Below are 12609 nucleotides of genomic sequence, written 5' to 3'. Positions count from 1 at the left end.
CGGCCGCCCCGGTCGCCGCGGCGCCGCCCGCCGCCCCGGCCTCGGTCCCGTCGATCGCCGAACCGCCCGCGGACGCGTCCGGGCCGTGCGCCTCCGACGCCGCTGCGCTGCCGGACGAGTACACGCGGATCGAGTGCTTCCCGGAGGTCACCGCGCACGGCGAACGCGTCGCCCTGCTGGCCCGGACGGGGCTGCGCAACCCGTACTTCCTGGTCCACGAGGGCGGCATCACGGACACGACCGTGATCAGCGGCCGCGAGCTCGTGTCGTTCTCCAGCTACAACTACCTGGGCATGGCGACGGACCCCCGGGTGGCCGAGGCGGCCCGCGAGGCGATCGCCCGCTGTGGCACCTCGGTGTCCGCCAGCCGGCTGCTGTCCGGCAGCCGGCCGCTGCACCTGGAGCTGGAGGCCGAACTCGCCGGCCATCTCGGCTGCGAGGACGCGATCACCCTGGCCAACGGCCACGCCACCAACGTCACCGTGATCGGGCACCTCGTCGGCCCCGGGGACCTGGTCGTCCACGACGCCCTGTCCCACGACAGCATCCTGCAGGGGTGCAAGCTCTCCGGCGCGACCCGGCGCCCGTTCCCCCACAACGACGCGGCGGCGCTGGACGCGATCCTGCGGCAGGTCCGCCACCAGTACCGGCGCGTCCTCGTCGTCGTCGAAGGCGTCTACAGCATGGACGGCGACATCGCCGACCTGCCCGCCCTCGTCGAGGTCAAGCGCCGGCACGGCGCACTGCTGATGATCGACGAGGCGCACAGCATCGGAGCGATCGGCGCGACGGGGCGCGGCATCGGCGAGTACTTCGGCATCGACCGCTCGGACGTGGACCTGTGGTCGGGCACGCTGTCCAAGGCGCTGGCGAGCTGCGGTGGCTACGTCGCCGCGAAGCGCCCGGTCGTCGACTACCTCCGGTACACCGTGCCGGGCTTCATCTTCAGCGCCGGCATGACCCCGGCCGACACCGCCGCGTCGCTGGCCGCGCTGCGCCTGCTGCGTGCCGAGCCGCAGCGCGTGGCGCGGCTGGCGGAGAACGCCGCGCTGTTCGTCCGCCTCGCGCGCGACGCGGGCATCGACATCGGGGGCAGCCAGGACACTCCGGTCGTCCCGTGCATCGTCGGGGACTCGCTGAAGACCCTGCGCCTGGCGCAGGCGCTGTTCGAGCAGGGCATCAGCGTCAACCCGATCCTCTATCCGGCCGTCCCCGAGGAGCTGGCCCGGCTGCGGTTCTTCATCACCCGCGACCACACGCCCGACCAGATCCGTCGCACCGTGGCCACGCTGGAGCACGAGCTGCGGCAGCTGGACACGGCCGCCCCGGCCCCGGCCCCGGCCGCCTGACCCCCCGCCGCCATGGACACCACCTTCCGGTCGATCGCACCGGGTCCAGTGCACCGCTGGGGCGGAGCCGGCCTCGTCGTGGCCCGGCGCGCCGACCTCCACCGGGAGCCGCTGCTGTCACCCGCCGAGCGGCGCGTGGTCCAGGCGCTGCCGGCCTGGCGGCAGGCCGAGTGGACGGCCGGCCGGCTGCTCGCCAAGCGCCTGGTCGGCGAGGTCCGCGCGGTGCCGGCGCGCGAGGTGGAGATCCTCCCGCGCGAGGACGGCAGCCCGTGCGTCGTCGTCGGCGGCAGCCCGGCGCCCGACGTGCACCTCTCCATCAGCCACACCGCCCGCCACGTGGCGGCAGCCGTCTCCCCGCAACCGGTCGGGGTGGACCTGTGCGAGACCGCCTCGGCCGCCGCGGTACGCCGCGTCGCCTACTACATCCTCTGTCCCGAGGAGCTCTCCCTCCTCGGGACGGTCGGTCGGGACCGGCCCGAGGTCCTGGCCGGCGCCTGGGCGCTGAAGGAGGCCGCGGTCAAGGCCGACCGGAACGGGGTCTTCGGCGGCGCCCCGCGCCGCGTGGTGATCCTCGGCCTGCGCCCGCCCGTCCTCAGCGGACCGCGCCGCGCGATGGTGTGGCAGGCGGGGGAGGCGGTCCTCGCCCTCGTCCTGGCGCAGCCGGCCGCCCAGCCGGCCCTCCTCGCGATCCCCTCCCCGGGGCAGGCCACCTGAGCCGGCCCCTCGCGACAGAGCCGCCCGGGACTGCGTTGGTGCTCCTTGCCCCGCTGGATCATGCTGGTGAGTGGAGCCCCTGGCCCTGCAGGTTCCGTGGGACAGCGGCAAGGGAACGAGCGAGGGCGAGATGAGCGGCGATGGAGCGACTTCCCACCTCTCCTGGTGAGCGGCCGGCGGCGACGGACGCCTCCCACGCGCGGGCGTACACGGCCACGGCCACCATCAGCGAGCAGGGCTTCGTGACCGAGTGGAGCGAGGGTGCCGCCCGGCTGCTCGGCTACCTGCCCTCCGAGGCCCTGGGAATGCCCGCCGCCCACCTGCTCGCCGAGGCCGTCGACGACACGGCGCAGTGGATCCGGCCCGCGCAGCAGCGGTGGAGCGGCACCGTGGCGTTGCGGCACCGGGACGGCCGCCGGCTGGACGTGGCACTGCTCGCGCACCGCTGGACGTCCACCGGCGGCAACGCCAAGTGGTTCGTGGTGTCCGCCGTCCCGGGTGCGTCCCGTACCACCTGGGACGCGTCCCTGCAGGAATCGGCGTTCACCCAGTCGCCGTGCCTCCTTGCCGTCTTCGACACGGACCTGCGGCTGGTGCGGGCCAATGCGGGGATGGAGCGCACGCTGACCCTGACCGAGACCGAGATACGCGGGCTGAGGCTGCCCGAGATCGCGCCGGACCCGGCGAGCGACGAGGCCGAGCGCAGGATGCGCGTGGCGTTGGAGACCGGTGAGCCGCAGGACATGGAGGCCTTCCTCCGCCCTCCGGGCGGGGGCACGCGGCGGCACTGGGTGATCTCGCTCGCCCCCTTGCGGGACCCGGACGGCCGGGTGCACGCCGTGTGCCTGGCCGCGCACGACCGGACCGGGGCCGAGGGCGACCGGCAGGGTCCCGACCGGGGCGAGTCCGTCGCCGAGCACGTGCGCCGGCAGACCCGGGAGCACACCACCACGATGACGCTGCAGCGCAGCCTGCTCCCGCACTCGCTGCCCGACCAGGCGGCCCTGGAGATCGCCTCCCGCTATCTGCCGGCGGGTGGCGAGGCCGGTGTGGGCGGCGACTGGTTCGACGTGATCCCCCTGTCGGGTGCCCGGGTGGCCCTGGTCGTGGGCGATGTCGTCGGCCACGGCATCCGCGCCTCCGCCACCATGGGCCGGCTGCGCACCGCGGTACGCACCCTGGCCGACGTCGACCTGCCGCCCGACGAGCTGCTCACCTACCTCGACGACCTCGTCATCCACCTGTCCGCCGACGAGGGCGACCAGGACGTCTCCGGGGCCGCCGGGGGCATCGGCACCACCTGCCTGTACGTGGTCTACGACCCGGTCACCCGCCGCTGCACCGTCGCCCGGGCCGGGCACCCCCCGCCCGTCGTGGTCTCCCCGGAAGGCTCGGTGTACCTGCTGGACGTTCCGGCCGGCCCGCCGCTGGGTCTGGGGGGCCTGCCGTTCGAGACCGCCGAGGCCGAGCTGCCCGAGGGCAGCATGCTCGGCCTCTACACCGACGGTCTGCTCCAGGTCCGCGACCGCGACATCGACGAGGCCCTGGACACCATGTTCGCGGCCCTCGCGCGTCCCGCCACCTCGCTGGACTCGGTCTGCGACCGTGTGCTGACGGCCCTGCTGACCCACCGGCCCGACGACGACGTCGCCCTGCTCGTCGCCCGGACCCGGGCCCTGCACTCCGACCAGGTCGTCGTATGGGACCTGTCCTCCGACCCGTCCGTCGTGGCCCAGGCCCGCCGCAACACCACCGACCAGCTCACGGCCTGGGGGCTGGAGGAGGCCTCGTTCGTCACCGAGCTCCTGGTCAGCGAACTGGTCACCAATGCCATCCGCTACGGCCGGCCGCCGATCCAGCTGCGGCTGATCCACGAGAACACGACTCTGATCTGCGAAGTCTCCGACGCGAGCAGTACCGCCCCGCACATGCGGCGGGCCCGGACCTTCGACGAGGGCGGGCGGGGCCTGCTGCTGGTCGCCCAGCTCGCCCAGCGCTGGGGCACCCGGCACGCCCCCGTCGGCAAGACCATCTGGGCGGAGCAGTCCCTGGTCGGTTTCTGACGGAGGGCCCCTGTGACACGCCTGTGACAGTCGGCGGACACCCTCATGAAGTCGCGGGCGCACGCTTTTCAGCAGGAGAACAAAAGGGACATTCAGGAACATGTCCCACCTGCTTCCGAGGGCGTGAGCAGGGATCACCGGGCCGATTCGTCGGAGGTAGTCCCCATGAGCATCACCCTCACCGCGCCGCTCGCCGAAGCCCCCACCCCCTCCCTCGCCCCGCGCGAGCAGGAGGCCCTGCGACACATCGCCTCCGGGTGCACCTACCTGCAGACCGCGCGCCTCATGGGCCTGTCCAAGCACACGGTCGACGCCTACCTCCGCCGCATCCGGGCCAAGCTGGGCATCAACACCACGGCGGAGATGACCCGCCTGGCCATTTCCATGGGCCTGTGACACCGGGCGGCAACCGCCCCGTACGCAGCACAGTGGTCCACGACCCCCCGACCGGGTCGTGGACCACTGTGCTGCGTACGCGCGTCCACGGCCGGCTGCGTACGCGCGTACGCGCGCCTACGGCTCGTCCGGCGGACGGCGGAAGACCGGCCGGGCCCAGTCCGGGGGCTCCGGCGCCGGCGCCGCCCGCGCCGCCGGCCCCGGGCGCCCGGCGTCCGCCTGGGACGCCGTGACGACACGCTTGGACACGCCGGTGGCCACCCGCAGGGCCGCCACGAACTCCAGGCAGGAGTCGTAGCGGTCCTCGGGCACCTTCGCCAGGGCCTTGGCCATGACCTCGTCGGCGGCGGGCGCGACGTCGGGCCGCCGCTCCGTCAGCGCGGGCGGCTGGTCGAACTGGTGCGCCCACAGCAGCGCCGCGTCCTCCTCGCGCTCGAAGGGCGGCCCGCCGGCGAGGGTCTCGTAGACGACACAGGCGAGGCTGTACAGGTCGCACCGGCCGTCCACCGGCCGCCCGGAGATCTGTTCCGGCGCCATGTAGTCGAGCGTGCCGACGAACTCGCCCGCGGTGGTGAACCCGCTCAGCGACAGCGACTTCTTCGTCAGACCGAAGTCGGTGAGGTAGATGTGCTCGGGGTGGTCGCTGTCGGTGCCCGCGGCGACCAGGATGTTGCCGGGCTTGACGTCCCGGTGCACCAGGTCGTGCTCGTGGGCCGCGTCGAGGGCGGACGCCACCTGGCCGGCGATGCGCAGGGCGGTCGCCACGGGCAGCGGGCCCTCCTGGTCCAGCAGGGCCCGCAGGTCGCGGCCGGAGACGTAGCGCATGGCGATGTACAGGACCCCGTCGGTCTCCCCGGCCTCGAAGATCGGCACGATGTGCGGGTGGTCGATCGCGGCGGCCACCCGCGACTCGTGGGTGAAACGGCGCCGGAAGGTGTCGTCGCGGGCCCGCTCCGGGGCGATCAGCTTGAGCGCGACCGGACGGTCCAGGCGCAGGTCCCTCGCGCAGTAGACCACGGCCATGCCACCGCGGCCGATCATGCGCTCGATCCGGTAGCCGGCGATCTGCTTGCCCACCAGGCCCGAGGGCCGACCCGCATACCCGCTCAGGTCCGTTGCCATGCCCATCAGGCCCGTCCTCGACGGTCGCGCTCGACGCGACGGTGCCGGCCCGGACGCGAAGTCCCCGCGGCGGGCCGCTCCAGCAGTCCCTGAAAGTCTATCGAGTGATCCATACGACTGCCCGTTCACGAGGGGGAGGCGGAGGGGGAGGGTACGCCGGCGAGCCGGGCTGTGAGGCCCGGCCCGGCTGCACAGCGGGTGAGGGTCAGTCGGAGTCGGAGCCGCCGTTGCCCCCGTTGCCGCCGCGGCCGCTGGTCTGGCAGCCGACGCCGTAGCAGAGGCCGCCCGCGCCACCGTTGCCACCGTTGCCGCCGTCGCCGCCGGGCTGCGCGTTGCCGCCGTTGCCCCCGTTGCCGCCGTTGACGCTGCCGTGGCAGATCCCGACGCAGATGCCGCCGGCGCCGCCGTCCGTGCCGTTGCGGCCCGGCCCGCCGTCGACCCCGTTGCCGCCGTTGGCGCTGCCGTTGCACCGCCCGGCGCAGACCCCGCCCTTGCCGCCGTTGGTGCCGTTCACCGTTCCGTCGCAGTTGCCGGCGCACACCCGGTTGCCGACCTGGACGCTGCCGTTGCCCACCTTGACCTCGCCGACGTTCAGGTTGCCGCCGCCGAGCCGGTTCCCGCCCGAGCGGCCGTTCCCGTCACCGAACGGGGAGCCGAGGTTCTGGGCGTTGGCCGCCGCGGCCACCTGGCTCTGCGGGGCCGGCGCCGCCGTGGCCGTCGACGCCATCGCACCGGCGCCGATCACGGTCGAGGAGATGACGAGACCGAGACGGAACTTCCAAGAACGCACACGCATGACATTCACCCTTGCCGAGAGATTTCCTTTTCGTGAAGCGGTTCCAGCTGCCCGCTTCCGGCGCCTTTTGTCAGCGGGAGGCCGGCGGGTCGTCCCGCCGGCCTCCCTTTTCCCCGAGGCTTTCGGTTCAGAAGGGGAAACCACCGCCCATCAGGGCGATCCAGTTGCCGTCCTCGTAGTTCTTCTTCCAGGTGTCGAGCTCGTCCTTCGGCACGTCGTACTTCTCGGAGATCTTCTCCTTCATCTCGTCCGAGTCGTCGGCCGTCAGCATCATGACGATGTACACCCTGTCCACCACCGTCAGTTCGGACTTCTTCTTGTCGGGCAGGTCGTGGAACCGCAGGCACCCCGGGCGGCCGGGCTTGCCGGGTTCACCCGGCTGACCGGGCTGGCCGCCCCTGCCGCCCTCTCCGCCCTTGCCGCCCTCGCCACCCCTGCCGATCTTGAAGCAGGGCTCCGGGTGGTCGCCTGCGGCAGCGGAGTTGATGCCGCTCATGGCCTGGGACTCCGAGGCTTGCGAGACGCCCGCGGTGCCGGCGGCGAAGGCCAGGGAGGCCACCGCCAGGATGAGCGGACGCTGCCAGGAATTGGTGAACATGGGGGTTTCTCCGTTGCCGTGATCAAGAGGGATTGAGAGATGGATGGGAAGGGGGTGGGGACAGGCGGAGGAGGTGGGGGTGGAGGCCCGGAAGGCCTCCACCCCGTAGGGCCGGGTGGGCCGGTCAGAAGATGGAGCCACCACCGGCACCTGCGTCACCGCCGAGGCCGCCGATCAGGCCGCCGAAGCCGCCCTTGCCGCCGTCTCCGCCCTTGCCGCCCTTGAGGATGCTGAAGCCGCCGTCGCCGCCCTTGCCTCCCTTGCCGCCCTGCACCCAGCCGTCGCCGCCGGCACCGCCGCCGCCGCCTTCGCCGCCTTCGAGGGCTCCGAAGCCGCCCTTGCCGCCGGCGCCGCCGTCGCCACCGATGCGGCCCTCGCCGCCACCGCCGCCACCGCCGCCGCCACCGCCGGCCAGGAGCCCGTCGCCGCCGGCCCCACCGTCGCCGCCCTTACCGCCCTTGCCGAGGACGCTGCCGCCACCGGCACCGCCGGAACCGCCGCCGCCGCCGACGAGACCGCCGCTGCCGCCCGCGCCACCCTTGCCTCCGGCGCCACCGTCGGCCGGGAGGGCGGTGACCACGTGGTCGGGCATCGGGGCCGCCGTCGCCATCGACGCCGGAAGGAGGACCCCTCCCGTCGCCACAGCAGCAGCGGCGACCAGCGTCGCGATGCGGAAGTTCCGGCGCTTGGGGCGAATGACCTCGTTGGTGTCCATCTTGCGGTTCATGGCTTTCTCCTACCAATTGAAAGTGATGATTGACCCGCCCGGAATTCCCGGACGGTGCGGTTCGGGTGAGAGAAGGAATTCCTCGGGGAGGATTTCCGTCCCTGTCGCCCTGCCTCGTTTTCTTTCCGGTGAGGCCCGCACCACAAGTAAGCCCCAGCGGGCACGACCCGGTCAGGTTCCGGAATCTCGGGGCTTGACGCGCCCCGGAGCGGCAGTTATAAGGCGAACCCGCGCCTGTAGAGCGGCCCCACGGAGGGGCGCCGCGCCGCAGCCGTCAGGCGCGCGCGAGGCGGGGGACGACGAGCTCGGCGTTGCCGCGGTGGACGGCGTGGAGCTGCCCGTCCTCCCAGTGCGGGTAGCCGTCCAGCCCGTCGTCGTAGCCGCTGCACCACTCCTCGGGGAGCATCGGGAAGTCGCTGCCGTACAGGAGGCGCCCGGGCGCAGCGAAGGCGAGGAGCGAGGGGAGCGAGGCGGGGCCCGCGCAGAAGGCGGTGTCGAACCAGAAGCGCCGCAGCTCCGCCAGGAGGTCCTCGGGCGTGGCGCCGCCCGGCCGCAGCCGGGGGTCCAGCTCGGCCCAGAGCGGCTCGAAGTCCGGGTCGCCGAGATAGCGCCCGTAGGCGTTGGACAGGACCGTCACACCGTCGCTGCCCAGCTCGTCCAGGGCGTGGACGGCCTCGGCGCGTGCCCCCGCGGGGTCGTCGGGGCCCGCGAGCGGGGCGGCGTAGGAGCGACCGCCGGCGCACGCGAGCGCCACCGCCCGGCACTCCACCCGTCCGGCCCCGTGCACCCGCGGTCCGCGGACCAAAGGAGGGCTAAGGCAAGCCATAAGGTCGGCTTATGGGGTCATAAACAGGGACCGGGTGCCGACTAAGGTAAGCCTCAGTTTAGGGTTTCCCTTGATCGCGTTGTGCCGTTCGAAGGGAAACTGTCATGCCTCGCCCCCTGCGCGTAGCCATCGTCGGTGCCGGTCCCGCCGGGATCTACGCCGCCGACGCGCTGCTGAAGTCCGAGGCTGCCGCCGAACCGGGTGTGTCCATCGACCTGTTCGAGCGAATGCCGGCCCCCTTCGGTCTGATCCGCTACGGCGTCGCCCCGGACCATCCGCGCATCAAGGGCATCATCACGGCCCTGCACCAGGTGCTCGACAAGCCGCAGGTCCGCCTCTTCGGGAACGTCGACTACCCGACCGACGTCTCGCTGGACGACCTGCACTCCTTCTACGACGCCGTCATCTTCTCGACCGGCGCGACCGCCGACCGCGCGCTGGACATCCCCGGTGTCGAGCTGGACGGCTCCTACGGCGCGGCCGACTTCGTCTCCTGGTACGACGGCCACCCGGACGTGCCGCGCACCTGGCCGCTCGAAGCGGAGAAGGTCGCGGTGCTCGGCGTCGGCAACGTCGCCCTGGACGTCGCCCGCATCCTCGCGAAAACCGCGGACGAGCTGCTGCCCACCGAGATCCCGCCGAACGTCTACGCCGGGCTCAAGGCCAACAAGGCGCTGGAGGTGCACGTCTTCGGCCGGCGTGGCCCGGCCCAGGCCAAGTTCAGCCCGATGGAGCTGCGCGAGCTCGACCACTCCCCCAACATCGAGGTCATCGTCAACCCCGAGGACATCGACTACGACGAGGGCTCGATCAACACCCGCCGCTCCAACAAGCAGGCCGACATGGTCGCCAAAACCCTGGAGAACTGGGCGATCCGCGACATCGGCGACCGCCCGCACAAGCTGTTCCTGCACTTCTTCGAGTCGCCGGCCGAGGTCCTCGGCGAGGACGGCAAGGTCGTGGGCCTGCGCACCGAGCGCACGGCGCTCGACGGCACGGGCAACGTCAAGGGCACGGGCGAGTTCACGACGTGGGACGTCCAGGCGGTCTACCGCGCCGTGGGCTACCTCTCCGACGAACTGCCCAAGCTCCCCTGGGACGTCGAGTCGGGCACCGTCCCGGACGAGGGCGGCCGGGTGGTCGAGGCGGGGCAGCACATGCCGTCGACGTACGTCACCGGCTGGATCCGGCGCGGCCCGATCGGTCTGATCGGGCACACCAAGGGCGATGCCAACGAGACCGTGGCGAACCTCCTCGCCGACCACGCGGAGGGCCGCCTGCTCACCCCGACCGCACCGGCGCCGGAGGCCGTCGACGCGTTCCTGACCGAGCGCGGCGTGCGCTGGACCACGTGGGAGGGCTGGTACCGCCTGGACGCGGCCGAAAAGGCCCTGGGCGAACCGCAGGGCCGCGAGCGGGTGAAGATCGTGGAACGCGAGGACATGCTCACCGCCAGCGAAGCCTGACCGGCCCGATTCCGGCGGCCCGCCCAGGGCCGCCGGAGTGGTCGCCGCCCAAAGCGTCGGAGCGGGCGGGATCGGACGGCGGGGTGTGTGAGGTCCACACCCTTCGGGCGGTAAGTGTGGTGACGCGCTACATGTGCGGCTGACCTGGGCGTTCCTATGGTGTGGCCACATCGGATCGTCCCCTCCCTCTTCCGGAAGTGGTACTCATGGCCGCCTCTGCCACACCCTCACCGACGCCCGGCAGCATCAAGCGCATCGTCGCCGCCAGTCTCGTCGGGACCACCGTCGAGTGGTACGACTTCTTCCTCTACGGGTCGGCTGCCGCCCTCGTCTTCAACACCCTGTTCTTCCCCGCCTCCGACCCGCTCGTGGGGACCCTCATCGCGTTCATCACGTACGCCATCGGGTTCCTCGCGCGGCCCCTCGGCGGGGTCGTGTTCGGGCACTTCGGGGATCGGCTCGGGCGGAAGAAGCTGCTGGTCGTCAGCCTCGTCATGATGGGCGGGGCCACCTTTGCCATGGGGTTGCTGCCCACCTACGGGACGATCGGCGTGGGGGCGCCGGTGCTGCTGACCCTGTTGCGGCTCGTGCAGGGCTTCGCGCTGGGCGGGGAGTGGGGCGGGGCCGTGCTGATCGTGGCCGAGCACGGTGGGGAGCGGAACCGGGGGTTCTGGGCGTCGTGGCCGCAGGCCGGGGCGCCGGGTGGCAATCTGCTGGCGACCGGGGTGCTGGCGCTGCTGGCGGCCGTGCAGTCCGAGGAGGCGTTCCTCGCCTGGGGGTGGCGGGTCCCGTTCCTGCTGTCGGGCGTGCTGGTGGTGATCGGGCTGTGGATCCGGCTGTCGGTCGCGGAGTCCCCGGTCTTCCTGGCGGCCCGGGCGCGGGCGGAGGCAGCGGCGGCGGGCGGTGCCGAGCAGCGGCCGCCGGTGGTGGAGGTGTTCCGGCGCAGCCGCCGGGAGGTACTCACCGCGATCGGCGTGCGGTTCGGTGAGAACATCTCCTACTACGTGCTGACGTCCTTCCTGCTCGTGTACGTCACCGTGCACCTCGGCCTGCCGAAGAGCAGTGCGCTGAACGCCGTGCTGATCGGCTCGGCCGTCCACTTCGCCGCGATTCCGGCGTGGGGTGCCCTCTCGGACCGGATCGGCCGCCGCGCGGTCACCCTGGTCGGTTCGGCCGGCATGGCGGTGTGGGCCTTCGCCTTCTTCGCGCTGGTGGACACCCGGTCCTTCCCCGTCATCGTGGCGGCCGTCACCGCCGGTCTGCTCCTGCACGGCGCGATGTACGGGCCCCAGGCCGCATTCATCTCCGAGATGTTCGACACCGAGGTCCGGTATTCGGGCGCCTCCATGGGGTCGCAGCTGGCCTCGATCGTGGCCGGGGCGCTCGCCCCGATCATCGCGGTGGAGCTGCTGAAGGACTACGGTTCCTCCGTCCCGGTCTCCGTCTACCTGTGCGGTGCGGCGGTCGTCACCACGGTCACCGTGCTCCTCGCCCGGGAGACCAGGGGCAGGGATCTGGCGGCCGCCGCTGCCGGCGGCACCGGGCGCGGCGCCACCGCGCCCGTCGCCGACTCCGTCGCCTGACCGCTCTTTGACCACCCTTGTCGGGAGATCGACCGTGGACACCTCGTACGGCGCCGCCGCCCGCGCGGCGGGACGGCTGCTGGACCTGCTCGCCCGGGGCGGCGCCGCCGAGGAGTTCGCCCGGCCCGCGGAGGAGGCCCGCGCGGCGGGCGCCTGCGCCGATGAGCTGGCCTTCCTCGCGCGGGCCACCGAGGTCGCGCTGACGGTGCACCGGACGCTCGGTCAGCACCGGCGGCGTGAGGCCGAGTTGGAGGCCCTGTTCGACACCGCCGGCGACCTCGCGGCGCTGCGCGATCTGGACTCCGTCCTGCGCGCCATCGTCCGGCGGGCCCGTACGCTGCTCCGTTCGGACGTCGCGTACCTCACCCTGCACGATCCGGCCGCCGGCGACACGTACATGCGGGTCACCGAGGGCTCCGTCTCGGCCGCCTTCCAGCAGCTGCGGCTGGCGATGGGGGACGGGCTGGGCGGGCTGGTCGCGCAGACCGCCCGCCCGTACGCGAGCACCGACTACCGCACGGACACCCGTTTCCGGCACGTCCCGGCCATCGACGAGGGGGTGGCCGAGGAGGGGCTGTGCGGGATCCTCGGGGTGCCGCTGCGCCTGGGTACCCGGGTCATCGGGGTGCTGTTCGCGGCGGACCGGGCGCCGCGCGAGTTCTCGCCGGAGGCCATCGCGCTGCTGGCCTCGCTCGCCGACCACGCGGCCATCGCCATCGACAGCGCCCGGCGGCTGGAGGAGACCCGGGCGGCGCTCGCCGAGCTCGATGCGGCGAACCGGACGGCCCGTGCGCAGAGCGCGGCCATCAGCCGGGCCGCCGAGACGCACGACCGGCTCATGGACCTCGTGCTGCGGGGCGGCGGGGTCGGGGATCTGGCCCGGGACATCGCGGGCATCCTGGGCGGCGGCCTGGTCGTGCACGGCGCCGACGGGGAGGAGCTCGCCCGGGTGCGCTGCCCCACCCTGGT

General features: G+C 72.9%; 12 protein-coding genes. 7 read left to right on the top strand and 5 right to left on the bottom strand.

What is annotated here, in order from left to right:
* The 4 genes from GPJ59_RS25450 to GPJ59_RS25435 form a co-directional block, all read left to right on the top strand.
* The coding region (locus GPJ59_RS25450; protein WP_219670026.1) for an aminotransferase class I/II-fold pyridoxal phosphate-dependent enzyme at nt 1–1349 on the top strand (1349 nt) is incomplete at its 5' end.
* Between the two features lie 12 nt (nt 1350–1361).
* On the top strand, nt 1362–2063 hold the full coding sequence (locus tag GPJ59_RS25445; RefSeq protein ID WP_219670025.1) for a 4'-phosphopantetheinyl transferase family protein: 702 nt from the start codon (nt 1362–1364) through the stop codon (nt 2061–2063).
* Between the two features lie 140 nt (nt 2064–2203).
* The gene (locus GPJ59_RS25440; protein ID WP_219670024.1) at nt 2204–4126 is read left to right on the top strand and encodes a SpoIIE family protein phosphatase; all 1923 of its coding nucleotides are present in this window, start codon (nt 2204–2206) and stop codon (nt 4124–4126) included.
* Nucleotides 4127–4291: 165 nt separating this feature from the next.
* On the top strand, nt 4292–4522 hold the full coding sequence (locus tag GPJ59_RS25435) for a response regulator transcription factor (RefSeq protein ID WP_219670023.1): 231 nt from the start codon (nt 4292–4294) through the stop codon (nt 4520–4522).
* Between the two features lie 117 nt (nt 4523–4639).
* Here the strand turns inward: GPJ59_RS25435 and GPJ59_RS25430 are convergent, their stop codons facing one another.
* The 5 genes from GPJ59_RS25430 to GPJ59_RS25410 all read right to left on the bottom strand — a co-directional run bounded on the left by GPJ59_RS25430 (nt 4640) and on the right by GPJ59_RS25410 (nt 8519).
* Nucleotides 4640–5644 (bottom strand): serine/threonine-protein kinase, encoded by a 1005-nt coding sequence (locus GPJ59_RS25430; RefSeq protein WP_219670027.1) that lies wholly within the window; start codon nt 5642–5644, stop codon nt 4640–4642.
* A gap of 205 nt (nt 5645–5849) precedes the next feature.
* Nucleotides 5850–6440: a hypothetical protein gene (locus tag GPJ59_RS25425; protein ID WP_219670028.1), complete on the bottom strand. Its 591-nt coding sequence runs from the start codon at nt 6438–6440 to the stop codon at nt 5850–5852.
* 127 nt (nt 6441–6567) lie between these two features.
* The gene (locus GPJ59_RS25420) at nt 6568–7038 is read right to left on the bottom strand and encodes a hypothetical protein (protein WP_219670022.1); all 471 of its coding nucleotides are present in this window, start codon (nt 7036–7038) and stop codon (nt 6568–6570) included.
* Between the two features lie 124 nt (nt 7039–7162).
* Nucleotides 7163–7765, bottom strand: coding sequence for a hypothetical protein (locus GPJ59_RS25415; RefSeq protein ID WP_219670021.1), 603 nt, complete (start codon nt 7763–7765; stop codon nt 7163–7165).
* Nucleotides 7766–8039: 274 nt separating this feature from the next.
* On the bottom strand, nt 8040–8519 hold the full coding sequence (locus GPJ59_RS25410) for an amidohydrolase family protein (RefSeq protein ID WP_308120483.1): 480 nt from the start codon (nt 8517–8519) through the stop codon (nt 8040–8042).
* A gap of 176 nt (nt 8520–8695) precedes the next feature.
* On the opposite strand from GPJ59_RS25410, the gene GPJ59_RS25405 reads away from it, so the two are divergent.
* From GPJ59_RS25405 to GPJ59_RS25395, 3 genes are all read left to right on the top strand, one after another.
* The gene (locus GPJ59_RS25405; RefSeq protein WP_219670019.1) at nt 8696–10057 is read left to right on the top strand and encodes an FAD-dependent oxidoreductase; all 1362 of its coding nucleotides are present in this window, start codon (nt 8696–8698) and stop codon (nt 10055–10057) included.
* Nucleotides 10058–10263: 206 nt separating this feature from the next.
* Complete coding sequence (locus GPJ59_RS25400; protein WP_219670018.1) at nt 10264–11640, top strand: MFS transporter; 1377 nt, start codon at nt 10264–10266, stop codon at nt 11638–11640.
* A 34-nt stretch (nt 11641–11674) separates the two neighbouring features.
* Nucleotides 11675–12609: GAF domain-containing protein (locus GPJ59_RS25395; RefSeq protein WP_219670017.1), on the top strand; the 935-nt coding region annotated here is incomplete at its 3' end.

The organism is Streptomyces bambusae (assembly GCF_019400985.1).
GTDB classification, from domain to species: Bacteria; Actinomycetota; Actinomycetes; order Streptomycetales; family Streptomycetaceae; genus Streptomyces; species Streptomyces bambusae_A.
Note: the sequence above shows the minus strand (reverse complement) of the source record. Positions and strands in the feature narration are given on the sequence as shown.

Excerpts from the sequence above, each read along its gene's own strand:
- GPJ59_RS25435 (WP_219670023.1), top strand. The coding sequence starts at position 4,292 with ATGAGCATCACCCTCACCGCGCCGCTCGCCGAAGCCCCCACCCCCTCC.
- GPJ59_RS25440 (WP_219670024.1), top strand. The coding sequence starts at position 2,204 with ATGGAGCGACTTCCCACCTCTCCTGGTGAGCGGCCGGCGGCGACGGAC.
- GPJ59_RS25445 (WP_219670025.1), top strand. The coding sequence starts at position 1,362 with ATGGACACCACCTTCCGGTCGATCGCACCGGGTCCAGTGCACCGCTGG.
- GPJ59_RS25420 (WP_219670022.1), bottom strand. The coding sequence starts at position 7,038 with ATGTTCACCAATTCCTGGCAGCGTCCGCTCATCCTGGCGGTGGCCTCC.
- GPJ59_RS25430 (WP_219670027.1), bottom strand. The coding sequence starts at position 5,644 with ATGGCAACGGACCTGAGCGGGTATGCGGGTCGGCCCTCGGGCCTGGTG.
- GPJ59_RS25415 (WP_219670021.1), bottom strand. The coding sequence starts at position 7,765 with ATGAACCGCAAGATGGACACCAACGAGGTCATTCGCCCCAAGCGCCGG.
- GPJ59_RS25400 (WP_219670018.1), top strand. The coding sequence starts at position 10,264 with ATGGCCGCCTCTGCCACACCCTCACCGACGCCCGGCAGCATCAAGCGC.
- GPJ59_RS25405 (WP_219670019.1), top strand. The coding sequence starts at position 8,696 with ATGCCTCGCCCCCTGCGCGTAGCCATCGTCGGTGCCGGTCCCGCCGGG.
- GPJ59_RS25425 (WP_219670028.1), bottom strand. The coding sequence starts at position 6,440 with ATGCGTGTGCGTTCTTGGAAGTTCCGTCTCGGTCTCGTCATCTCCTCG.